Source organism: Pseudomonas capeferrum (genome assembly GCF_013523055.1).
Lineage (GTDB): Bacteria > Pseudomonadota > Gammaproteobacteria > Pseudomonadales > Pseudomonadaceae > Aquipseudomonas > Aquipseudomonas capeferrum_A.
This window is the reverse complement of record NZ_JAAMQM010000002.1, coordinates 229,532-252,886: the sequence shown is the minus strand read 5'-3', so window position 1 is coordinate 252,886 and position 23,355 is coordinate 229,532. Positions and strand designations below refer to the sequence as shown.

Annotated in this window: 24 protein-coding genes; 2 read left to right on the top strand and 22 right to left on the bottom strand. The window is 62.0% G+C overall.

The genetic code is table 11. The annotated features are described in order from the left end of the window. Positions 1 to 7 precede the first annotated feature (7 nt). Both G7009_RS03625 and G7009_RS03620 read left to right on the top strand, forming a co-directional pair. The gene (locus G7009_RS03625; RefSeq protein WP_181128599.1) at positions 8 to 2,743 is read left to right on the top strand and encodes a dermonecrotic toxin domain-containing protein; all 2,736 of its coding nucleotides are present in this window, start codon (positions 8 to 10) and stop codon (positions 2,741 to 2,743) included. A 100-nt stretch (positions 2,744 to 2,843) separates the two neighbouring features. Then, the gene (locus G7009_RS03620; protein WP_181128598.1) at positions 2,844 to 3,026 is read left to right on the top strand and encodes a hypothetical protein; all 183 of its coding nucleotides are present in this window, start codon (positions 2,844 to 2,846) and stop codon (positions 3,024 to 3,026) included. Positions 3,027 to 3,102: 76 nt separating this feature from the next. On the opposite strand, the gene G7009_RS03615 is transcribed toward G7009_RS03620, so the two are convergent. The 22 genes from G7009_RS03615 to fliL all read right to left on the bottom strand — a co-directional run bounded on the left by G7009_RS03615 (position 3,103) and on the right by fliL (position 23,304). After that, positions 3,103 to 3,498, bottom strand: coding sequence for a DUF2802 domain-containing protein (locus tag G7009_RS03615; protein WP_181128597.1), 396 nt, complete (start codon positions 3,496 to 3,498; stop codon positions 3,103 to 3,105). Between the two features lies 1 nt (position 3,499). Continuing rightward, the gene (locus tag G7009_RS03610) at positions 3,500 to 3,979 is read right to left on the bottom strand and encodes a chemotaxis protein CheW (RefSeq protein ID WP_181128596.1); all 480 of its coding nucleotides are present in this window, start codon (positions 3,977 to 3,979) and stop codon (positions 3,500 to 3,502) included. 40 nt (positions 3,980 to 4,019) lie between these two features. Then, positions 4,020 to 4,934: a CheW domain-containing protein gene (locus tag G7009_RS03605; protein WP_181128595.1), complete on the bottom strand. Its 915-nt coding sequence runs from the start codon at positions 4,932 to 4,934 to the stop codon at positions 4,020 to 4,022. Further along, positions 4,934 to 5,722, bottom strand: coding sequence for a ParA family protein (locus G7009_RS03600; RefSeq protein ID WP_181128594.1), 789 nt, complete (start codon positions 5,720 to 5,722; stop codon positions 4,934 to 4,936). The genes G7009_RS03605 and G7009_RS03600 overlap by 1 nt, the downstream gene beginning before the upstream one ends. 47 nt (positions 5,723 to 5,769) lie before the next feature. Beyond that, positions 5,770 to 6,654 carry a flagellar motor protein MotD gene (gene motD, locus G7009_RS03595; RefSeq protein WP_181128593.1) on the bottom strand — a complete coding sequence of 295 codons (885 nt, stop codon included), beginning with the start codon at positions 6,652 to 6,654 and terminating at the stop codon, positions 5,770 to 5,772. Between the two features lie 2 nt (positions 6,655 to 6,656). Further along, positions 6,657 to 7,397 carry a flagellar motor protein gene (locus tag G7009_RS03590; protein WP_181128592.1) on the bottom strand — a complete coding sequence of 247 codons (741 nt, stop codon included), beginning with the start codon at positions 7,395 to 7,397 and terminating at the stop codon, positions 6,657 to 6,659. Further along, entirely contained in the window at positions 7,397 to 8,557 is a 1,161-nt protein-coding gene (locus tag G7009_RS03585) for a protein-glutamate methylesterase/protein-glutamine glutaminase (protein WP_181128591.1), read from the bottom strand. The genes G7009_RS03590 and G7009_RS03585 overlap by 1 nt, the downstream gene beginning before the upstream one ends. A gap of 45 nt (positions 8,558 to 8,602) precedes the next feature. Further along, positions 8,603 to 10,822 (bottom strand): chemotaxis protein CheA, encoded by a 2,220-nt coding sequence (locus tag G7009_RS03580; protein ID WP_181128590.1) that lies wholly within the window; start codon positions 10,820 to 10,822, stop codon positions 8,603 to 8,605. Between the two features lie 12 nt (positions 10,823 to 10,834). Further along, positions 10,835 to 11,623 (bottom strand): protein phosphatase CheZ, encoded by a 789-nt coding sequence (locus G7009_RS03575; protein WP_181128589.1) that lies wholly within the window; start codon positions 11,621 to 11,623, stop codon positions 10,835 to 10,837. An 18-nt stretch (positions 11,624 to 11,641) separates the two neighbouring features. Beyond that, positions 11,642 to 12,016: a chemotaxis response regulator CheY gene (locus G7009_RS03570; protein WP_181128588.1), complete on the bottom strand. Its 375-nt coding sequence runs from the start codon at positions 12,014 to 12,016 to the stop codon at positions 11,642 to 11,644. Positions 12,017 to 12,130: 114 nt separating this feature from the next. Beyond that, the gene (fliA, locus tag G7009_RS03565) at positions 12,131 to 12,859 is read right to left on the bottom strand and encodes an RNA polymerase sigma factor FliA (protein WP_181128587.1); all 729 of its coding nucleotides are present in this window, start codon (positions 12,857 to 12,859) and stop codon (positions 12,131 to 12,133) included. After that, on the bottom strand, positions 12,856 to 13,689 hold the full coding sequence (gene fleN / locus G7009_RS03560; RefSeq protein ID WP_181128586.1) for a flagellar synthesis regulator FleN: 834 nt from the start codon (positions 13,687 to 13,689) through the stop codon (positions 12,856 to 12,858). Before fleN ends, fliA begins: the two co-directional genes overlap by 4 nt. Before the next feature lie 114 nt (positions 13,690 to 13,803). Then, entirely contained in the window at positions 13,804 to 15,114 is a 1,311-nt protein-coding gene (flhF, locus tag G7009_RS03555; protein ID WP_181128585.1) for a flagellar biosynthesis protein FlhF, read from the bottom strand. A gap of 11 nt (positions 15,115 to 15,125) precedes the next feature. Next, positions 15,126 to 17,252, bottom strand: coding sequence for a flagellar biosynthesis protein FlhA (gene flhA, locus G7009_RS03550; RefSeq protein ID WP_181128584.1), 2,127 nt, complete (start codon positions 17,250 to 17,252; stop codon positions 15,126 to 15,128). Between the two features lie 637 nt (positions 17,253 to 17,889). Continuing rightward, entirely contained in the window at positions 17,890 to 19,032 is a 1,143-nt protein-coding gene (flhB, locus tag G7009_RS03545; protein ID WP_181128583.1) for a flagellar biosynthesis protein FlhB, read from the bottom strand. A 2-nt stretch (positions 19,033 to 19,034) separates the two neighbouring features. Then, positions 19,035 to 19,811 (bottom strand): flagellar biosynthetic protein FliR, encoded by a 777-nt coding sequence (gene fliR / locus G7009_RS03540; protein WP_181128582.1) that lies wholly within the window; start codon positions 19,809 to 19,811, stop codon positions 19,035 to 19,037. Positions 19,812 to 19,818: 7 nt separating this feature from the next. After that, positions 19,819 to 20,088: a flagellar biosynthesis protein FliQ gene (gene fliQ, locus G7009_RS03535; protein WP_181128581.1), complete on the bottom strand. Its 270-nt coding sequence runs from the start codon at positions 20,086 to 20,088 to the stop codon at positions 19,819 to 19,821. A gap of 21 nt (positions 20,089 to 20,109) precedes the next feature. Then, positions 20,110 to 20,862, bottom strand: a complete 753-nt coding sequence (gene fliP / locus G7009_RS03530) for a flagellar type III secretion system pore protein FliP (protein WP_181128580.1) — start codon at positions 20,860 to 20,862, stop codon at positions 20,110 to 20,112. After that, entirely contained in the window at positions 20,862 to 21,296 is a 435-nt protein-coding gene (gene fliO / locus G7009_RS03525) for a flagellar biosynthetic protein FliO (protein WP_181128699.1), read from the bottom strand. The genes fliP and fliO overlap by 1 nt, the downstream gene beginning before the upstream one ends. A 12-nt stretch (positions 21,297 to 21,308) precedes the next feature. Further along, complete coding sequence (gene fliN, locus G7009_RS03520) at positions 21,309 to 21,782, bottom strand: flagellar motor switch protein FliN (RefSeq protein WP_181128579.1); 474 nt, start codon at positions 21,780 to 21,782, stop codon at positions 21,309 to 21,311. A 46-nt stretch (positions 21,783 to 21,828) separates the two neighbouring features. Beyond that, entirely contained in the window at positions 21,829 to 22,797 is a 969-nt protein-coding gene (gene fliM / locus G7009_RS03515; protein ID WP_181128578.1) for a flagellar motor switch protein FliM, read from the bottom strand. A 9-nt stretch (positions 22,798 to 22,806) separates the two neighbouring features. Further along, complete coding sequence (fliL, locus tag G7009_RS03510) at positions 22,807 to 23,304, bottom strand: flagellar basal body-associated protein FliL (RefSeq protein ID WP_181128577.1); 498 nt, start codon at positions 23,302 to 23,304, stop codon at positions 22,807 to 22,809. Positions 23,305 to 23,355 lie beyond the last annotated feature (51 nt).

The window sequence follows — 23,355 nt, the reverse complement described above, 5'->3', positions numbered from 1 at the left end:
GCGACACATGACCCTACCTGCCCCGAACCCGCACCTGATCCGCGAGGCCCTGAAGGATTTCCCCAGACCCGACACGCAGGCCCAAGCGTTGCTCGAAGACTGGTTGCGTCAACGCAACGTGACGCTCAACCCACGAGACATCGATGTGGTAACCCTTCATTACCAGTCCGAGGTACTGGGCGAAGGACGCAGCCATTACCGTGAAAACGCGGTCGTCACCCAAAAAATGAACCTGGTGGAAGCTCTGCTCGGCAATTGGCAAGGCGAGCCGGCTTCGGGCTATGGTGGGTTTCATTTCGGCGATTGGGCAGGACTTGCACCCACGCAGGCCGTGCGCCTGGTCAACCGACTAGAGCCCGCCGACGCATCGTCGAACGCCTCGCCCTACCTGACCTTCAATGGCCTGTATCGACGCGTGCAGCCTGTGGAATACGGCCCTGCTACCCGACTGGACATTCGCGCCGAAGAGTTCCAGGGGTTCATCTGGGGCCTGCACTTCCATCACCAGTTCAAACAGGCCCTGGACACCTATTGGCAGAACGGTCTGGCCCAGTATCAACGAGCTCTGAAGATCGGGTTCATCGCCGCCTGCAACAAACAAGTACGTGAAGGTAGTCTGTCCGACCAGGGACGTCGCATTGCCTGGCTGGCCGCAGGGCTCATCCCTGACGGCGAACGATGGGTGAAGGCTTCGTCGTTGAATGTCTATGGCTATACCACGACCTCGATCCTGTGCCTGAAGCGCGTGGGTAGCGATTACCTCCTGCTCTACATTCCCGGCAACGCTTCACCGATACACGAGTTCGCCAACGAGTCGGACATGAAACACTGGTTCGCCGTGCAGTGCCAGGACCCCGCGCGACGCGATGCCTTGCTGCAGCATTTCACGCCAGGCGACCGACCCGACGGGCTGGACTACAGCGGCGCACGTACCGCCCTCACCGGCCTGGGCCTGTTCCCCAAGCCCCACCGGTTTTCCGTTCAGCACGAAGGCTTCGCCACCAGCGGTGTCTGGGACCCGAAATTCATTGTCAATTACAAAGCGGACGAATACAGCCCTGCGATCACGGACGACCTTTTCGAATACCTTGCCCTGCGTCACAAGCAGCGCTCCTATGAGGATGCCGACGGTCAGATCGTCACCAACCACCACATCGACAAGCTGAAATGGAGCAGCTATCTCACCGTGGCCACCGGCATCCTGCTGCCGCTGGTGGTGGCGGTGCCCGAACTTACGCCGTTGCTGGTCATCGGTGGCCTTGCCCAATTCAGCCTGGGGCTCGATCAAGCCATAAACGGTCGGTCCCTCGAGGAGAAAGCCCAAAGCCTGGAGATGCAGACGTTCGGCCTGCTGAACGCTATTCCGGTGGCGGGTACTGCGGCACGCGAATCGTTCTCTGTATTTTGCTACCGCAAGCCTGGTTTTTTCACCCCGCTCAAGCTGCGCGAGTTCCTGGAGGGCCCGTCCGCGGGCACGGTGCCGATAACGGATATCGAACTGCTACCCGCACAGGCTGCATTTCGGGATGACCAGCAGCTGTCTTCCGACCTGACATCGCTGGTCGTCAGAATCGACGAGAACCTGCTGCATCGCTTCGCTGCCTGGTTCACGGATGAGGCCGGCCTGGTCAGCGAATGGGTCGAATACGAGATGGGTAGCGACAGTTTCATCAAGCTCAAGGATGTAAAACTCGAAGATCCAACCCGCTGGATCGTCAACCCAGGCAATACGACCAGCCTCACCAGGCTGGAGGACAGCACGCGGACGGTGACGGACGAACAACGAATGGCAACCTTGCGTGCAATCGGCATCCAGGTCGAACTGCCAATCGACTTTGCCTTCTACAGTGCCTTGGCGCGTACGCCGATTCCGAGGATCATCTCCAACCTGTGGGTAGGCAATCTGAACATCGATGAAGAATTCCTCGAGGCGCTCGAGCACAATGCCCGGGCGCTGGAACAGACCGACTACCAGTATCAGCTGTTCCTGTCACGTCAGGACCCCAGCGTCTACCAGCGCAACCTGAGCGTGCTTCGCGCGCGCGCGCCCCGGCTGACCGTTCTGCCTTTGGAAGACGAGGCCTTCTATCAGGATTTTGCCCAATCCCCTTACTTTGCCCAGTATCAGGCCGCCCTGGTGGGCGACGGCGGTCGAGGCACCCATTTCGCGTCAGCCTCCGACATCCTCCGCTATCGACTGCTCAATCACTTCGGCGGCCTCTATCTGGATGCCGACGATCGACTGCTCTTGAGCACCTCGCCCGGTTCGAGCGTACCGCCCCTGGCCAGACGCGAGCTGTCCACCACGGCCGATGGACTGGTACTGGCACCGCCGGTATCGAACGATCAGATGGGCATGTATATCAAGTTCAACAGCAGCAGCATCGGCAGCCATCCGGACAACCCAACCCTGGATGCCATTTCCGAAGAAATCCGTAATCGCTACAGGCTCGATCCAGGGTTCTACGCGGCCCGGGACGACCTCGACGGTAACCCCGTCAAGCATGACGCGTATGCCCGACGCCTCAATCAGCTGACCGGCCCGGGCATGCTCAATGACGTGATCGACCGGCGCCTGCCCTGGCTGCGACAACTGCGCGAGGTCTGCAATCTGTTGGTCTGCCCTCTGCATGACGTGCACAGCGTCATCAACCTGCGCATGTTCATCCAGACCCTGCGCGAGCATGTACCGTTGGATCAGGTGGCAAAGATGGGCCAGGCGCACAGTTGGCTACGCAACTGAAGACCATTTGCACATGGCGTGCGGGTGTTGCTCTATGTACCGCTCGCGCTCGTATCTGCTTGGGACTCTCCTTGCTCCTTGACTGCACAGAGTGCCTGCTATGCCCACTTTTACGTCAATGCATCTGGCGTCCGCTTTGTGCTGGACCATCTCGCTCACTTCCCGCGATTACTGGAAACACCTGGACGGCCATCGTCTGTCTGCCAAGATCGCTTTCATCACCGCCTGCAACAAACAGGTCATCGAAGGCAGTCTCAGCGACACAGGACGACAACCGGCCTGACAGGGCGCCGGCCTGATCACACGTCGCCAGGGAGCCGTGCCCCAATGTCAAAGGGCGACCGTACGGTCGCCCTTTCTCATTCAGCGCGATGCAACTTGCTCATCAACTGCGCTTCGGCTCGGGTCAGGCCGCAGGACTGGGCCAGCTCCTCGGCACTAGCGCCCATGCTCACCAGCTTCGCCGCCTGGTTGAACGTCAGCGTCTTGGGGTCGCGCTGCTCGATCTGCTGGATCTTTTCCGGCAAGGGCTCGACCAGAATCCGCAGCTCATGCAAGGCCTCGCCCATGCGCACCGTACCGTTCTGGTAATCGTCCAGGCGCTTGGCCAGGTCCTTTATGCGGCGGTCACGCAGCGCGTCGCCTACTGCCTGCTGCTCGGTCAGCTCGCGTTGACGCTTGCTGTAGTTGAGGAAGAACCACAGGCTCAACGCCCAGAGCAACGCCAGGAAGATGACTGCAACCTCGAAGATCAACTCAGATGTTCTCCAGCTCGTACCACTCTTCCTCGGACATCATCTTGTCCAGCTCCACCAGGATCAGCAGCTCGCCGTTCTTGTTGCAGACGCCCTGGATGAACTTGGCCGACTCCTCGTTGCCGACGTTCGGCGCGGTCTCGATCTCCGACTGGCGCAGGTAGACCACCTCGGCCACGCTGTCGACCATGATCCCCACCACCTGTTTGTCGGCCTCGATGATGACGATGCGCGTGTTGTCGGTGACCTCGGTGGGCATCAAGCCGAAACGCTGACGGGTATCGATGACCGTGACCACGTTACCACGCAGGTTGATGATACCCAGCACATAGCTCGGCGCACCCGGTACTGGCGCGATTTCGGTATAGCGCAGCACTTCCTGCACCTGCATCACATTGATGCCATAGGACTCGTTGTCCAGGCGGAAGGTTACCCACTGCAGGACCGGATCTTCGGAACCCTGTGCAGACGATTTCTTCATTCCCCTACCCTCAAAATCCGCGCTTGGCGGTGTATTCGGCTTATTGATGTTTAACGTGCATCTGCTTGACGGCACCACTGGCGATCAGTTCGGCCAGTTCGGCGACATCGAGCAGCGCGCACATGTGTTCGATCACGGTGCCGGCCAGCCAGGGCCGTTGGCCACGCTGGCTGCGCCACTTGATCTCGTCCGGGTCCAGGCGTAGCGAACGGCTGACCTGATGCACCGCCAGCCCCCACTCATATCCTTGTACCGAAATCACGTACTGCAGGCCCTGCCGAAAATCCTCGCGATAACGATCCGGCATGACCCAGCGCGCGGTATCGAGGACCTTCAGGTTACCGGCCTGGCAGGTCAGGATGCCCAAAAACCAGTCCGGCTGACCGAACAGAGGCGTCAAGTCCTGGCCGGCCAGGGGGTAAATCGAACCGAGGCACACCAGGGGCACGGCCAGGGTCAGGCCGGCGACATCGAACAGCAGGCACTCGAAGGGTTCTGCCGCCCAGGCCGGACGCCCATCGGGGGTCGCCGGCAACAGAGGCCCGTTAGGCACGGCGGGTCTATGCACTTCGGCCAAAGGCTCGACGGGTATCGACTTCTCGACATCGACCAGCACCGGGATGCTCGCCTCGGCAACCACTTCGCTATCGACCACCGCGACCACTGGGTCGGCCACGGGCAGGATACTGGGTAGCAGGACGGGCGAAGGCTCGGCGAACGCTGCCACCTGAGGCGCAGGGGCCTGCTCGCGTCGAGCGTCACGGACCTGCTCCTCCAGTACGGCGGCCTGGAATTCGTCAGGCGCAGCCGCTTCGACCGACAGCTCCGGCAGCATTTCGACGACCGGCTTGTCCAGGGGCGCCTCGAACGTCTCGGTCGCCTCCTGCAACAGGCCATCAAGATAGGACTGTAGGGCCATCTGCGGGCGAAGCGCGGTCTGCTGCGGTCGAGTCATCAGGCCACCTGCAATGTAGAACGATAGGTCAACAGGTGCTTGAGCAGCGCCCTGTAGGCCGTGATGCCACGGCTCTTGGCGTCGAACTGCGAAGGCGTGACTCCGGCACGGCTGGCGTCACGCAAACGGGTATCGACCGGGATGTAGCCTTGCCAGACATGTTCGGCAAAGCCGTCGCGCAGCACCTTGAGGGTACCCAGCGATGCCTGGGTACGCCGATCGAACAGCGTCGGCACGATCTGGTAGGGCAAGGCCTGCTTGCGCGAACGGTTGATCATGGCCAGGGTACTGACCATGCGTTCCAGGCCCTTGACCGCCAGGAACTCGGTCTGCACCGGAATCACCAACTGCTGACTGGCAGCCAGGGCATTGACCATCAACACGCCCAGCAACGGCGGGCTGTCGATCAAGGCAAAGTCGAAATCCTGCCAGAGCTGCGCCAGACTCTTGGCGATCACCAGGCCCAAGCCATTCTGTCCGGGCGACTGACGCTCCAACACGGCCAGCGCGGTGCTCGATGGCAACAGGGAGATGCGCTGGTCGCTGGTCGGCAGCAGCAACTGACCCGGCAAGCCATCCGGCACCGCGCCCTTGTGCACGAACAGGTCGTAGCAGCTGTGCTCCAAAGTATCCGGGTCATGCCCGAAGTAACTGGTCATGGACCCGTGCGGATCGAGGTCGACCACGACCACGCGCTTGCCCGCCTCGGCCAGCAACCCGGCCAGGGCGATAGTCGTGGTGGTCTTGCCTACGCCACCTTTCTGATTGGCTACTGCCCAGACTCTCATCGTGCGTTGCTTCCTCCCAGGATGGCCGCCTGCCCTGCCGGGAACGGTTAAAAGGTCGGTGACGGAGAATTGACGGGATTACCCGCCCCTGCCGGTATTGCCGAACCCGGTGCAGTTTGTGTGCCAGCCCGGCGCAATGCCGCATCGGGTCGAGCATTAGCCGTACCGCTACCGGTCAGACTGCGCCGTACCTCGAGGTTACGCGAGATCACCAGGACCACCCGGCGGTTGCGCGCGCGCCCCTGCGCTGTCTCGTTGCTGGCCAATGGCTGATACTCGCCGTAGCCCACCGAAGCCATGCGCGCCGGGTTGACCCCCTCCATGGCAAGAAGGCGGACAATGCTCGCTGCCCGAGCCGAGGACAGTTCCCAGTTGGTCGGATACTGGGCCGTACGAATCGGCAGATTGTCGGTAAAACCTTCGACATGCACCGGATTGGCAAATGGCTTGAGAATGTTCGCCACCTTCTCGATGATCTCGAAGGCAGCATCGCTGGGCATGGCATCGCCACTGCCGAACAGCAAGGAAGACTTGAGCTCGATTTCCACCCACAGCTCATTGCCGCGCACGGTCATCTGATTCGACTGGATCAGGTCGCCAAAGGCATCGCTTACATCATCGCTGATGGTCTTGAGCGGATCGCTGTCCTGCGCCAGCCCGGCATCGATCTGCTCGCTGTCCTTGATCAGCGGTTGGGCCGGAGTGACGCTCAACGGACGCTCGTCGCCGATCGGGATAACCTTGATGCTCCGCTCGGGATCGCTGAAGACCCCCAGCAGCGCCTGCGAGATCACTTTGTACTTGCCTTCGTTGACTGACGAAATCGAGTACATGACCACGAAGAAGGCGAACAGCAAGGTAATGAAATCGGCGTAGGATACCAGCCAACGTTCATGATTTTCGGTTTCCTCACTATGACGACGACGACGCATGGTCACTCCATGAAGCCTTGCAGCTTCAGTTCGATCGAGCGGGGGTTCTCGCCTTCGGCGATCGACAACAACCCTTCGAGGAGCATTTCGCGATAGCGCGACTGACGCAGGGCAATGGCCTTGAGCTTGTTGGCAACCGGTAACAGAATCAGGTTGGCACTGGCGACGCCATAGATGGTGGCGACGAAAGCCACGGCGATGCCGTTGCCCAGCTGCGACGGGTCCGCCAGGTTGCCCATGACATGGATCAGCCCCATCACCGCGCCGATGATGCCGATGGTCGGCGCGTAGCCGCCCATGCTCTCGAACACCTTGGCCGCCTGGATATCACGGTTTTCCTGGGTCAGGAAATCCACCTCGAGAATGCTGCGAATGGCCTCGGGCTCGGCGCCGTCGACCAGCAACTGCAAGCCCTTGCGGGCATAGGGATCGGGTTCGGCATCGGCCACGCCTTCCAGGCCCAGCAAGCCTTCCTTGCGCGCGGTGAGACTCCAGTTGACGACACGGTCGATACCACCCGCCAGGTCGACCCGAGGCGGGAAGAATATCCAGCCGATGATCTGCAGGGCGCGCTTGAACGCGCTCAGGGGCGACTGCAACAGGGATGCCGCCAGGGTGCCGCCCAGTACGATGAGCGCCGCCGGCCCGTTGATCAGTGCCGAAACGTGCCCACCCTCGAGAAAGTTGCCACCCACGATGGCGACGAACGCAAGGATCAGACCGATGAGGCTAAGGACATCCATCAGGCGCAGGCCTCGACCAGGTGCCTGCCGATCTCGTCCAGGCTGTAGATCGCGTCGGCCAGGTTGGCCTTGACGATCGCCATAGGCATGCCATAGATCACGCAACTGGCTTCATCCTGGGCCCAGACGGTACTGCCGCCCTGCTTGAGCAGCCGGGCGCCTTCGCGACCGTCGGCACCCATGCCAGTGAGCACCACCGAGAGTACCTTGTCACCATAGGACTTGGCCGCCGAACCGAAGGTAATATCCACGCAAGGCTTGTAGTTCAGGCGTTCGTCGCCGGGCAGGATCTTCACAGTGCCCCGCCCGTCGACCATCATCTGCTTGCCGCCCGGAGCCAGCAAGGCCAGGCCTGGACGCAGTACGTCGCCGTCCTCGGCTTCCTTGACGCGAATTCGGCACAGCTTGTCCAGCCGTTCGGCGAATGCCTTGGTAAAGGCCGCCGGCATGTGCTGGATCAATACCAGCGGCGCCGGAAAGCCGGCCGGCAACTGGGTCAGGACTCGTTGCAGGGCCACGGGCCCTCCGGTCGAGGTTCCGATCGCCACCAGTTTGTAAGCCTTGCGCTTGGGCGCGGGGGAGCTGTGCGCGGGAGCGCCAGGCGTGGAGGTCGCTGGCCGCGTCGGCACCGCGGCGCGCGTCGGAGCGCTGGCAGGACGAGTGCTGGCCACGGCGCTGGTGGTCGCTGCAGGACCATGGCCTGCCGCGGGACTGCTGGCCGCAGGCACCGGGCTGGACGAAACGAAGCTGCTCAGTCGACGATTGCTGCGCGAGAGCGTATGCACCTTCTCGCAGAGCATCTGCTTGACCTTGTCCGGGTTGCGCGAAATGTCTTCGAAGTTCTTCGGCAGGTAATCGACCGCGCCGGCATCCAGGGCATCCAGGGTAACCCGGGCGCCTTCGTGGGTCAGGGACGAGAACATCAGGACCGGCGTCGGACACCGCTGCATGATATGACGCACGGCGGTGATGCCATCCATCATGGGCATTTCATAGTCCATGGTGATGACATCCGGTTTGAGCGCCAGCGCCTGGTCGATCGCCTCCTTGCCATTGCTTGCGGTCCCCACCACCTGGATGGTCGGGTCCGCCGACAGAATTTCCGAGACACGCCGGCGGAAGAAACCGGAATCATCCACCACCAGGACCTTGACTGCCATAAACACTCCATTACGCGGCGCGCCCTGGAGGGCGCGCTGCCGAAATCAAATACGCCGCGCGGCGTAACGCTTGAGCATGCTCGGTACGTCGAGGATCAACGCAATGCGACCGTCGCCGGTGATCGTGGCCCCGGACATGCCCGGCGTGCCCTGAAGCATCCTGCCCAGTGGCTTGATGACCACTTCTTCCTGGCCCACCAGCTGGTCGACGACGAAGCCAATGCGCTGGGTACCGACCGACAGGATCACCACGTGGCCTTCGCGCTGCTCCTGATGCACGGCGGAGCTGACCAGCCAGCGCTTGAGGTAGAACAGCGGCAGCGCCTTGTCCCGCACGATCACGACTTCCTGGCCATCGACGACGTTGGTACGCGACAGGTCGAGGTGGAAGATCTCGTTGACGTTGACCAGCGGGAAGGCGAACGCCTGGTTGCCCAGCATCACCATGAGGGTCGGCATGATCGCCAGGGTGAGTGGCACCTTGATGACGATCTTCGACCCCTGGCCCTTGGCCGAGAAGATGTTGATCGAGCCGTTGAGCTGGGAAATCTTGGTCTTCACCACGTCCATGCCGACGCCACGACCGGAAACATCGGAGATTTCGGTCTTGGTCGAGAAACCGGGCGCGAAGATAAGGTTGTAGCAGTCCGATTCGCTCAGGCGATCGGCCGCATCCTTGTCCATCACACCCTTCTCGACGGCCTTGGCGCGCAGCACGTCGGGGTCCATGCCCTTGCCGTCGTCGGAGATCGACAGCAGGATATGGTCGCCTTCCTGCTCGGCGGACAGCACGACCTTGCCACCGCGCGACTTGCCGGAGGACTCCCGCTCTTCGGGGGTTTCGATACCATGGTCGACGGCGTTGCGCACCAGGTGCACTAACGGATCGGCCAACGCCTCGACCAGGTTCTTGTCCAGGTCGGTCTCTTCCCCGACCAGCTCGAGATTGATCTCCTTCTTCAACTGGCGAGCAAGATCACGGACCAGGCGCGGGAAGCGACCGAAGACTTTCTTGATCGGTTGCATGCGGGTCTTCATGACCGCGGTCTGCAGATCGGCGGTGACCACGTCGAGGTTGGACACGGCCTTGGACATGGCTTCATCGCCGCTGTTGAGGCCCAGGCGCACCAGGCGGTTACGCACCAGTACCAGCTCGCCGACCATGTTCATGATCTCGTCCAGGCGGGCGGTGTCGACCCGTACCGTGGTTTCGGCCTCGCTGACAGCATGCTTCTCGGCAACCGGGGCCGGAGCGCGTGCCGGGGCCGGAGCCTTGGCCGCGGTCGCGGCGACTGCGGACGGCTTGGCGGCCGGTCGCTGTTCGGCCTGAACGGCAGGCTTGGCGGCAACCGCGGCGGGCGCGGCCTCAGCGGTCAACGCATCGCTGGAGAACTTGCCCTTGCCGTGCAACTGATCGAGCAACGACTCGAATTCGTGATCGGTGATGTGATCGTCCGCGGGCGCTGCCGGGGCGTCGACGACCACAGGCGCAGCGGCGGCGGTAGGCAGCGCGTCCGCGGCGAACGTGCCTTTGCCGTGCAAGCGGTCGAGCAGCGCTTCGAATTCGGCATCGGTGATTTCATCGCTGGCGGGCGTTTGTACGGGCACTTGAGCCGCAGCCCCGGCCACTTCTGGAGAGAACTGCCCCTTGCCGTGCAACTGGTCGAGCAACGACTCGAACTCGACATCGGTGATCTCGTCGCCGCTACCGCCGACCTTCTCGCTCTGCATCTGTTCGGCGGCCTCGGCCTCGGCCTTGACCGCATCGAGCGAATCGAGCAATTGCTCGAACTCGGTGTCGGTGATATCGGTGCTGGCAGGCGCCTCGGCTACCGGCGCGGGAGGCGCTTGGACCACCGCTGGCGACTCGGCGCCGGCCGGTTCGGCCAGACGTGACAAGGCCGCCAGCAACTGCGCGGAGGCAGGTGCCACTTCGCTGCGTTCGCGAACCTGGCCGAACATGGCATTGACCGTGTCCAAGGCTTCCAGGACCACGTCCATCAGTTCCGCATCGACGCGTCGCTCGCCCTTGCGCAGGACGTCGAACACGTTTTCGGCGATATGGCAGCACTCCACCAGCTCGTTGAGCTGGAGGAAGCCGGCGCCCCCTTTTACCGTGTGGAAACCCCGAAAGATGGCGTTGAGCAGGTCCGCATCATCGGGCCGGCTTTCCAGCTCGACCAGTTGTTCGGACAATTGCTCGAGAATTTCGCCGGCTTCTACCAGGAAATCCTGAAGGATTTCTTCATCGGCGCCGAAGCTCATTGAACGTGCTCCCTAAAAACCCAGGCTGGACAGCAGATCGTCAACATCGTCCTGACCGGACACGACGTCTTCACGCTTATCGGCATGAATCTGCGGACCTTCACCCCGAGTCGGATATTTTTCTTCATCTTTTTCAGCGCGCAGCTGTTGATGGTCATGTTCGATCCCGGCGAAACGGTCGACCTGACTGGCCATCAGCATGAGCTTGAGCAGATTGCTTTCCACATTGGTGACCAGTTGGGTCACCCGCTTGATCACCTGGCCGGTAAGGTCCTGATAGTCCTGAGCTAGCAAGATGTCGTTCAGCTGACCCGCCACCTGACGGTTACCCTGCTCGCTACGCGTCAGGAAACTGTCGACACGCTTGGCCAACTCGCGAAACTCCGACGCCGCCACCTCGCGACGCATGAAGCGCTGCCAGTCGACGCTCAATGCTTCGGCTTCGGCGGCCAACTCGTTGACCACCGGTGTACTGGCCTCGACCAGATCCATGGTCCGGTTGGCCGCGCCTTCGGTCAGCTTGACCACATAGCCCAGACGCTCGGTGGCATCGGTGATCTGCGAGACTTCCTCGGCTTGCGGCATGCGCGGATCGATCTGGAAACTGACGATCGCGCTGTGCAATTCACGGGTGAGCTTGCCCACCTCGTGATACAGGCCACGGTCGCGGGTCTGGTTCAGCTGGTGGATCAGTTGCACCGCCTCGCCGAATCGTCCCCGCTCGAGGCTCTCGACCAATTCCTGGGCATGCTTCTTCAGGGTCGATTCGAACTCCCCCAGAGACGTTTGATTTGATTCCATGGCGCCCCCTGACCCCACTCAGCCGTTGACGCGTTCGAAGATCTTTTCGATCTTCTCTTTGAGCACCTGTGCGGTGAACGGCTTGACCACGTAGCCATTGACGCCGGCCTGCGCCGCTTCGATGATCTGGTCGCGCTTGGCCTCGGCCGTGACCATCAGCACCGGCATGGACTTGAGGCGGTCGTCGGCGCGCACCTTGCGCAGCAGGTCGATGCCCGACATGCCAGGCATGTTCCAGTCGGTTACCAGGAAGTCGTAGTGACCGCTCTGCAGCATCGGCAGGGCCGTGGTGCCATCGTCGGCCTCATCGGTGTTGGTGAAGCCAAGATCACGCAACAGGTTCTTGATGATCCGCCGCATCGTCGAAAAGTCGTCAACGATGAGGATTTTCATGTCTTTGTTCAATTAGACCTCCAAGCAGTCCAAACGCGCTCGGCGCCGAGCGCGCATTCAATCAATTCGGCATTATTTGCAACGACTGCATCGAACCTGCGTTCAACGCGCCCGTCATTCTCCCAGACGGCTGCGCAATCGCGCCGCGCACTGGCTGTGCAACTGGCTGACACGTGACTCGCTGACCCCCAGGACCTCACCGATTTCCTTGAGGTTCAGCTCCTCGTCGTAGTACAGCGCCAGGACCAGGCGCTCGCGCTCCGGCAGGTTGGCGATCGCGTCCGCCAGGGCTGCCTGGAAGCGCTCGTCCTCCAGATCCCGCAACGGCTCGATCTGCGCGCTGGCTCCATCATCGTGCAGCCCCTCGTGCTCGCCGTCCTGCAACAGGTCGTCGAAACTGAAGAGACGGCTGCCCAAGGTGTCGTTGAGGATCGCGTAGTAATCGTCGAGGCCCAACTGGAGTTCGGCAGCAACCTCGTGATCTTTAGCGTCACGACCGGTTCTTGCCTCCACGGTGCGCATGGCATCGCTGACCATGCGCGTATTGCGGTGCACCGAACGCGGAGCCCAATCGCCCTTGCGCACTTCATCGAGCATGGCGCCGCGGATGCGGATACCGGCGTAGGTCTCGAAGCTGGCGCCCTTGCTGGCATCGTATTTGTTGGCGACTTCAAGCAGGCCGATCATGCCGGCCTGGATCAGATCCTCGACCTGCACATTCGCCGGAAGGCGCGCCAGCAGGTGATAGGCAATACGCTTTACCAGCGGAGCATAGCGCTCGACCAGTTCGTACTGGGCATCCCGCGAAGCCTTGCTGTACATCTTGAAACCGCTCGCGCTCATAGTACCGGTCCTGCACTGGTGGGCTGCACCAGGCGCTCGACAAAGAATTCCAGGTGACCACGTGGGTTGGCGGGCAACGGCCAGCTATCCACCTTCTGGGCGATGGCCTTGAAGGCCAAGGCGCACTTGGACCGCGGGAAAGCCTCGTAGACGGCACGCTGCTTCTGCACGGCCTTGCGCACGCACTCGTCGTACGGCACGGCGCCAACATACTGCAGGGCGACGTCAAGGAAACGATCCGTGACCTTGGTCAGCTTGGCGAACAGGTTGCGCCCTTCCTGAGGGCTCTGCGCCATGTTCGCCAGGACCCTGAAGCGGCTCATGCCGTAGTCGCGGTTGAGCAACTTGATCAAGGCGTAGGCATCGGTGATCGAGGTGGGCTCGTCACACACCACCAGGAGTACCTCCTGGGCGGCACGGACGAAACTCACCACCGAGTCACCAATACCGGCTGCGGTATCGATCACCAGCACATCGAGGTTGTCGCCAATCTCGCTGAAAGCCTGAATCAGGCCAGCGTGCTGGGCCGGAGCCAGATGGACCATGCTCTGCGTGCCCGAGGCAGCCGGGACCACGCGCACACCGCCCGGCCCCTGCAACAGCACGTCGCGTAATTCGCAGCGTCCTTCTATGACATCGGCGAGGGTGCGCTTGGGCGTCAAGCCGAGCAGCACATCGACATTGGCCAAGCCCAGGTCGGCGTCCAGCAGCATGACCCGACGGCCAAGCTCGGCCAGGGCCAGGGACAGGTTCACTGAAACGTTAGTCTTGCCGACGCCACCTTTGCCACCGGTCACGGCGATCACCTGTACGGGATGCATGCTACCCATGTCTTGTCTTTACCTTGTCTCGCTTGAACCCGGGCCACACTTGGGATTTGTTGCTGACTGCCGGAGACTGGCAGGGCGTTCCCATGGTGTAGGTACGTTGTACTGTTTTCATACTCAACCCGCGCGTTTGCCAGGATTGTGGTAGAGATCAGCGAACATGTCGGCCATGGCCTCTTCGCTGGGCTCGTCCTGCATCTGCACACTGACCGCGCGACTGACCAACTGATGTCGGCGCGGCAGGTGCAGGTCGTCCGGAATACGAGGCCCATCGGTCAGATAGGCCACCGGCAGTTCGTGACTGATGGCCAGGCTCAGCACTTCGCCGAGACTGGCCGTTTCATCGAGTTTGGTCAGGATGCAACCGGCCAGGCCGCAGCGCTTGTAGCTGTGGTAGGCGGCAGTCAGCACCTGCTTCTGGCTGGTGGTTGCCAGCACCAGGTAATTCTTCGCGGCAATGCCACGTCCGGCAAGGGTTTCCAGTTGCATGCGCAGAGCCGGGTCGCTGGCTTGCAGGCCCGCCGTATCGATCAGCACCACGCGCTTGCGCAGCAGCGGCTCCAGCGCCTGGGCCAAGGACTCGCCCGGGTCGACATAGGTAACCGGTACATTGAGGATACGCCCCAAGGTCTTGAGCTGCTCCTGCGCGCCGATGCGGAAACTGTCCATGCTTACCAGCGCCAGGTGACTGGCACCGTACTTGAGGACGTAGCGAGCGGCGAGCTTGGCCAGGGTCGTGGTCTTGCCCATGCCGGCCGGACCGACCAGGGCGATGACACCGCCCTCTTCGATCGGCTCGAGCGCGGGCACATCGATCATGTGAGCCAGGTGTGCCAGGACCATACGCCAGGCCTGGCGAGGCTCGTCAATGTTGCCGGCACGCTCGAGCAGCTCACGGGACAGCGCGCCACTGAGGCCGATGCGTTGCAGGCGGCGCCAGAGATTGGCCTGCCCGGGCTGGCTACCTTGCAATTGGTTCCAGGCCAAGGAGCCGAGTTGCACTTCGAGCAACTCACGCAGGCCTGACAGTTCGGAGCGCATGGCATCGAACAAGCGTGGATCGACCGGCGCAGGGGACGGACCGGCATCGGTTGCCGGCTCGTCGACGTGCGGTTCGACCAGGGGTTCGGAGGCGGTCAGCGGCAGCCCGGCGAACAACTGCCGGTTGGCGCCGTCACTTTCCTCGCGGTTGCTCAGCTCGGCCTGGGCGGTGACGATGCGCGACTGGGTCTTGCGCAGCTCTTCCTCGAGCTCGACATTGGGTACACGCGGAGCGAGGGCGGACAGCTTGTAGTCCAGCGCAGCCGTCAACTCGACGCCGCCAGCGATGCGCCGGTTGCCGATGATGGCGGCATCGGAGCCAAGCTCATCCCGGACCAGCTTCATGGCCTGACGCATATCGGCGGCGAAAAAACGCTTAACTTGCATAACCCACTACCTCAGCCGTTCGGGCCCACGGTGGCAACGATGGTGACTTGCTTGTTGTCCGGTATTTCCTGGTACGCCAGCACATGCAGGTTCGGAACCGCCAGGCGCCCGAACCGCGACAACATCGCGCGAATCGGACCGGCCACCAGAAGGATCGCCGGCTGCCCCTGCATTTCTTGACGCTGGGCTGCTTCGATCAACGACCGTTGCAATTTCTCGGCCATGCTCGGTTCGAGAAGAACGCCTTCTTCCTGACCTTGCCCTGCGCGCTGAAGACTATTGAGCAAGATCTGTTCCAACCTTGGCTCGAGCGTGATCACAGGCAGCTCGGACTCAACGCCGACAATGCTTTGCACGATGGCGCGACACAATCCGACGCGCACCGCCGCAACCAGCGCGGCGGTATCTTGACTCTTGCCAGCATTGTTGGCGATCGCCTCGGCAATACTGCGAATATCACGTACCGGTACCTGCTCGGACAACAGCGCCTGCAGCACTTTCAGCAGCCCCGACAGAGAAATGACACCTGGCACCAGCTCTTCAGCAAGTTTAGGCGAAGCCTTGGCCAATACCTGCAAGAGTTGCTGAACTTCTTCATGGCCGATCAGCTCATGACAGTGCTTCTGCAGGATTTGGTTGAGGTGCGTGGCCACTACAGTACTGGCATCCACTACCGTGTACCCCAGCGACTGCGCCTGGGAACGTTGAGCGATGTCGATCCACACGGCCTCGAGGCCAAAGGCCGGGTCACGCGCGGCAATACCGTTGACCGGCCCGAACACCTGGCCTGGATTGATCGCCAACTCGCGATCCGGGTAGATCTCCGCCTCGGCCAGAATCACGCCCATCAGGGTCAGGCGATAGGCACTGGGCGACAGGTCGAGGTTGTCGCGAATATGGACCGTGGGCATGAGGAAACCGAGGTCCTGGGACAGCTTCTTGCGCACGCCCTTGATCCGCGCCAGCAATTGCCCACCCTGGTTGCGATCGACCAGCGGAATCAGCCGGTAGCCGACTTCCAGGCCAATCATGTCGATCGGGGTCACGTCATCCCAGCCCAGTTCCTTGGTCTCCAGCGCGCGCTGCGGCGAAGGCAGCAGGTCCTGCTGCAGCTGCAGCTCCTGCTGCGCCTTGAGCTTGGCCTGCTGCTGCTTGCGCCAGACCAGGTAGGCGCCTCCACCGGCCATGGCGCCCAGGCTCAGGAACGCCACGTGAGGCATGCCGGGCACCAGTCCCATGACGATCATCAGGCCGGCGGATACCGCCAGGGCACGTGGCGAGTCGAACATCTGCCGGTTGATCAGCTTGCCCATGTCCTCGGAGCCGGAGGCGCGGGTCACCATGATCGCCGCCGCGGTAGACAGCAGCAGCGATGGCAGCTGCGCCACCAAACCGTCACCGATGGTCAGCAACGCATAGACCTTGCCTGCCTCGCTGAAAGGCATGCCGTGTTGCAGCATGCCGATGAGCAAGCCGCCGATCAGATTGATGAACAGGATCAGCAGGCCGGCGATGGCGTCACCGCGGACGAATTTGCTGGCACCGTCCATCGAGCCGTAGAACTCCGCCTCCTGAGCCACTTCGGTACGGCGCGCCTTGGCCTGGGCCTGGTCGATCAGGCCGGCATTGAGGTCGGCGTCGATCGCCATCTGCTTGCCGGGCATGGCATCGAGGGTGAAGCGCGCGCTCACTTCCGAGATCCGGCCCGCACCCTTGGTCACCACGACGAAGTTGATGATCATCAGGATCGCGAACACCACGGCACCGACCACATAGTTACCGCCGATCACCACCTCGCCGAAGGCCTGGATCACCTTGCCGGCGGCCTGTTGGCCTTCCTGCCCATGGAGCATCACCACACGGGTCGAGGCCACGTTGAGCGCCAGACGCAGGAGCGTGGCCACCAGCAGAATGGTCGGGAAGGCAGCGAAGTCCAGCGGCCGCAGGGCATACACACAGACCAGCAGGACCACGATCGACAGAGCGATGTTGAACGTGAAGAACACGTCGAGCAGGAACGGCGGTATCGGCAACATCATCATCGCCAACATCACCAGCAACAGCAAAGGCACGCCCAGGTTCCCCCGGCCGAGACCGGCGAGGTTGTTGCGGGCGCTGATCAACTGAGTGCGATCCACCGAAAATCCTCTTCAAGCAAAACTTTTGACGCCTGCGAGGCGTGTGGCGCTGCTTGTGCAAGAAGCTTTCCAACTTTGGTGGAGACTTATGAAAACGCGGTAATCCCGCTTCTAGAGCGACCTGCAGAACAAACGCAATTTGAAGGCCAGGAGCTTCCAGGGTGCCTGGCAAGCTTCCGCTAAAGCTATGCCCCGGCCGATTCCAGGCAACCCTTGAGAGCTGGTACAACACCAACTCTCCTGGCTTGCACCGCTCCAGGGGGGTACTTGCAGCGCTCCAGGTGGGAGCTGGCTTGCCCTGCGATCGAGGCCGAAGGACTCGCCTGGCAACGCCATGTCCTATTCACCGGGGTGGTTGTGGATACGCGAATTCCCTGCAGCCAGTGCATCCACAACTATCGCGCCGGGAGAGTGTCCATCATTACCAGGCGAGTCCTTCGGCCTCGATCGCAGGGCAAGCCAGCTCCCACCGGAGCGCTGCAAGTACCCCCTGGAGCGGTACAAGCCAGGGGACCCGGTGTTGTACCAGCTCTCAAGGTGTGGCTGAAATCAGCAGCGGCATGGGATCGCGCGCAAGGCATGCCATGCACCCTGGATTCCTACACGATAAACGCTCAGCACATGGCAAACGGCCGTTTCAACCATCGCGCTGCAAATCCGGCGGTATCGGCAAGTCCTTCTTCAACGGATCAGGCGCCTTGCCTCTCCCCGCCCGGTACTGGCGGATCTGGAACACATACGCCAACACCTGCGCCACCGCCTGGTACAACCCCGACGGAATCTCCTGCTCGATCTCGGTGCTGTAGTAGATCGCCCGGGCCAGGGCCGGCGATTCGAGGATCTGCACCTTGTGCGCGGTACCGATCTCGCGGATCTTCAAGGCGATGAAGTCGGTGCCCTTGGCCAGCAGCAAAGGGGCCCCGCCGCCCTTCTCCGGGTCGTACTGCAGCGCCACGGCGTAGTGGGTCGGGTTGGTGATGATCACGTCCGCCTCCGGCACCGCCGCCATCATGCGCCGCTGCGAAGCATCGCGTTGCAACTGGCGAATGCGTTGCTTGACCTCGGGCTTGCCCTCGCTGTCCTTATACTCGTCGCGCACTTCCTGCTTGGTCATCTTCAACTTGTTGTGCGACTGCCATAGCTGGAACGGCACATCCAGCGCGGCGATCAACAGCAGACCGGAGGCCATCCACAAGGCACTCCACCCCACCACCTGTACGCTGTGGATGATCGCCTGATCCAGCGGCTCATTGGCAATCGCCAGCAAGGCCTGACGGTCATTGGACAGCACCATCAGCCCCACCATGAGGATCAGGAAGAACTTCGCCAAGGCCTTGAGCAGCTCGGTCAGGGCATTGAGGGAGAACATGCGCTTGATCCCCGCCAAGGGGTTCATGCGGCTGAACTTGGGTTGCAGGAGACTGCCGGAGAACAGGAATCCGCCCAGAGCAACGGGCGCCACGAGCGAAATGAAGAACAGCATGACCAGGATCGGCTGAGCCGCGAGGATCGCGGCCTTGCCGGAAGCCAGCAGAAAGATGCCCATGGAACGCTCGTCGATGACTGCCTCGCGCGGCAGGCTGAAGTTCAGGCGCATGAGTTCCATCAACGACTCGGCAAGGTATCCCCCGAACGCCAGCAGGCCACCCGCGCCACCCAGCGTCACCGCTACGGTATTGAGCTCCTTGGAGCGCGCGATCTCGCCTTTCTCCCGAGAGTCGCGCTTGCGCTTGTCGGTGGGGTCCTCTGTCTTGTCCTGACCGCTTTCGCTCTCTGCCATGTTCAGCGCGCCCTTGCCAATTCACGCAGCCATTGCAGCGCTTCGCTGGCCAATGCCTGGTAATGGGACAGAATGTCGGCCAGACCGACCCAGAAAATGCCCATGCCGAGCACCAGGGTCAACGGAAAGCCGATGGAAAAGATGTTCAGCTGCGGGGCCGCGCGGGTCATCACGCCAAAGGCGATGTTCACCACCAGCAAGGCAGTGATGGCCGGCAACACCAACAGCAGCGCCGCTCCCAGGACCCAACTCAGACGCCCTGCAAGCTGCCAGAAATGATCGACCACCAGCGCGCCGCCCACCGGCAGCGTGGTGAAACTTTCAGTCAGCACCTCGAATACCACCAGATGCCCGTTCATGCTCAGGAACAGCAAGCTCACCAGCATGTTCATGAACTGGCTGACCACCGCCACGTTGACGCCGTTGGCCGGGTCGACCATGGACGCGAAGGCCATGCCCATCTGTACCGCGATGATCTGTCCGGCGATCACGAAGGCTTGGAACAGCATCTGCAAGGCCAGCCCGAATACCGCGCCGACAAGGATCTGCTCGGCGCACATCAGCAGGCCCTGCAAGCCGAGCGGATTGACTTCGGGCAAGGGCGGCAAGCCTGGGGTGATGACGACGGTGATCGCCACGGCCAAGTAGAGACGGATCCGCCCTGGCAGCATCTTGGTGCCGATGATCGGCATGGTCATGAGCATCGCGGTCACCCTGAACAGGGGCAGGATGAACGTGGCGACCCAGGTGCCGATCTGGGCATCGGTCAGCTCGAGCATGGCGACCTCAACCGATCAGCTGCGGGATGCTGGTATACAGGCTGATGAAATACTCCATGAACTTCTGGGTCAGCCAAGGGCCGACCACGATCAGCGTGACCAGCATCACCAGCAGACGCGGGAGGAAGCTCAAGGTCTGTTCGTTGATCTGCGTGGCGGCTTGAAACATGGCGACCACCAGACCGATCATCAGGCTCGGCACCACCAGAACGGCCACCATCACTGTGGTCAGCCACAGTGCATCGCGAAACAGGTCGACAGCGACTTCAGGTGTCATGCGGGGCTCTCCTTACGGGCGTCATACGCCACCGAAACTGCTCGCCAGGGTGCCCATGATCAGCGCCCAGCCATCGACCAGGACGAACAGCATGATCTTGAACGGCAACGAAATGATCAGGGGCGAGAGCATCATCATGCCCATGGCCATCAGCACACTGGCGACCACCATGTCGATGATCAGGAACGGGATGAAGATCATGAAACCGATCTGGAACGCGGTCTTGAGCTCCGAGGTCACGAAGGCCGGCACCAGGATGGTCAGCGGCGCCTGTTCGGGGCTGGCGATGTCGGTGCGCTTGGAAAGACGCACGAACAGGTCGAGGTCGCTCTGCCGGGTCTGCGCCAGCATGAAGTCCTTGACCGGGACCTGGGCCTTGTCGAGCGCTTGCTGGGCAGTGAGCTGCTCGTTCAGGTAAGGCTGCAAGGCATCGGTGTTCACCCGGTCGAAGACCGGCGCCATGATGAACAGTGTCAAAAACAGCGCCATGCCGGTCAGCAGTTGGTTCGACGGCGTCTGTTGCAGCCCCAGTGCCTGACGAAGGATGGAGAAGACGATGATGATCCGGGTGAAGCTGGTCATCAGGATCACGAACGCCGGAATGAAGCTCAGCGCCGTCATGATCAGCAGGATCTGCAGGCTGACCGAGTATTCTTGCTGTCCGTCCGGACCGTTGGAGAGGGTGATGGCCGGGATCGACAACGGATCGGCGGCCAGGGCCAGCGGTGCCGCCATCAGCAGCGCTAGGGTCAACAACATGCGCACCGCGCCCATCACGTCTTGTCCTTGTGGTCCTTGCCCATCAGCTCCATCAGGCGCTGGGCGAACTCCGGCGTGGCCGGGCGGGCACCGATGGGCACCTCCACCGGCTCGTCCAGTACATGCAGGGCCTCGATACTGCCTGGGCTATGACCAAGCAGTATCTGTTGCTTGCCGACCTGCACCAGCAGCAGACGGTCGCGCGGCCCGATGGCGCGGCTGCCGATGATCTCGATCACCTGCCCCCCGCGCGGCGCGATCCCCTGCATCCTGCGCAGCAGCCAGGCCAGGAAGAAGATCAGGCCCACCACCAGCAACAGGCCGAACAGCATCTGCGCCACCTGGCCGCCGAGATTGCCGGGGCTGGCCGCCGGGGCGACCGCGGGCGCGGACGCGGCCATGACCGCTTCGCTGCAGAGCCCCAGGCCCATGGCCGTCATGGCCACCATCGAGCGCTTCACTCAGCGCAGCTTCTTGATACGTTCGCTGGGGCTGATCACGTCCGTCAGGCGAATGCCGAACTTCTCGTTGACCACCACCACCTCGCCATGGGCGATGAGCGTGCCGTTGACCAGCACGTCCAGCGGCTCGCCCGCCAGGCGATCCAGCTCGATGACCGAGCCCTGGTTGAGCTGCAGCAGGTTGCGGATGTTGATCTCGGTGCTGCCCACTTCCATGGAGATGCTCACCGGAATGTCCAGGATGACATCCAGGTTCGGCCCCTCGAGGCTGACGTTTTCCTTCGGCTTGGGCGAGCTGGCGAACTCTTCCATGGGCAGGCGACCGGCGCCGCCGGGGCTGGAGTGGCCCAGGTCGGCGGCCAGCAGCGCGTCGATATCGGCCTGGCCGGCACTCCCGGTCTCTTCGAGGGCGGCAGCCCACTCGTCGGCCAGGGCCTGGTCCTCAGCGGAGGTGATCTCGTTTTCGTTTGCCATAGTGTCCTCGGCAGGCATTCAATTCTGGGGTGCGAGCGCCACGCGCTCAGCGACGTACGATTGGATCGATGATCTGCAGTGACAGCGTGCCCTTGTGCGAGCCCAGTCGCGCCTTGAACGACGGCACGCCGTTGGCGCGCACCACCAGGTGCTCGGGCAGCTCGACGGGAATCACGTCACCGGGTTGCATGTGCAAGACATCGCGCAGCTTGAGCTGACGACGTGCCACGGTGGCAGTCAGCGGCACGCTGACGTCCAGCACGTCCTCGCGAAGGGCCTTGACCCAACGCTCGTCCTGGTCGTCCAGGTCCGACTGGAAGCCGGCATCGAGCATCTCGCGCACCGGCTCGATCATCGAGTACGGCATGGTCACGTGGAGGTCGCCGCCGCCACCGTCGAGTTCGATGTGGAAGGTCGAGACCACCACCGCTTCGCTCGGCCCGACGATGTTGGCCATGGCCGGGTTGACCTCGGAATTGATGTACTCGAAGTTGACCGGCATGATCGCCTGCCAGGCCTCCTTGAGGTCGACGAAAGCCTGGTCGAGGACCATGCGCACCACGCGCAGCTCGGTCGGCGTGAACTCCCGTCCCTCGATCTTCGCATGACGACCGTCGCCACCGAAGAAATTGTCCACCAGCTTGAACACCAGCTTGGCGTCGAGAATGAACAGCGAGGTGCCACGCAGCGGCTTGATCTTCACCAGGTTCAAGCTGGTCGGTACGTACAGCGAATGCACGTACTCCCCGAACTTCATGACCTGCACGCCACCCACCGCCACGTCCGCCGAGCGGCGCAGCAGGTTGAACATGCTGATACGCGTATAGCGGGCAAAGCGCTCGTTGATCATTTCCAGGGTCGGCATGCGTCCACGGACGATCCGATCCTGGCTGGTCAGGTCATAACTCTTGATGCTGCCGGGCTCGACAACGCTTTCGGTTTGTACCAGCCCGTCATCGACGCCATGCAACAGCGCATCGATCTCATCCTGGGACAGCAGGTCCTGCACGGCCATTTAGGGTTCCTACTGCAATACGAAGTTGGTGAACAGCAGCTGGTCGATGACCGGCTTGCCGACTTCCTTTTGCGCCACTTCCTGGACCACCGCGGTGGCCTTCTGGCGCAGCATTTCCTGCCCTACCGAGCTCGCAGCCAAGGTATCGAAACCCTGTCCCGAGAACATCATCACCAGGTTGTTGCGGATGACCGGCATATGCACCTTCAGGGCATCCAGATCCGCCTGGTTGCGTCCTTGCAGGGTGATGCTCACCTGCATGTAGCGCTGACGACCGTTCTGATTGAAGTTGACCACGAAGGCCGGCGCGAGTGCCTCGTAGATTGCCGCCGGCTTGGTATTCGCATGACCTTCTTCGGCCACAGGCGCCTCATCGGGCTTGTGCATGAGGAACCAGGTGGCGCCTACCGACAGGCCGACAGCCAGCAACAGGGCCCCGACCAGCAGCAGGATCAGCTTGAGTTTGCCTTTAGCGGCGGGGTCTTTCGGTGCGTCGCTTTTCGCCATGCCAATAATCCGTCGTCCATTGGGGTTTCAGGGAAGGATGACGTCTTAGAG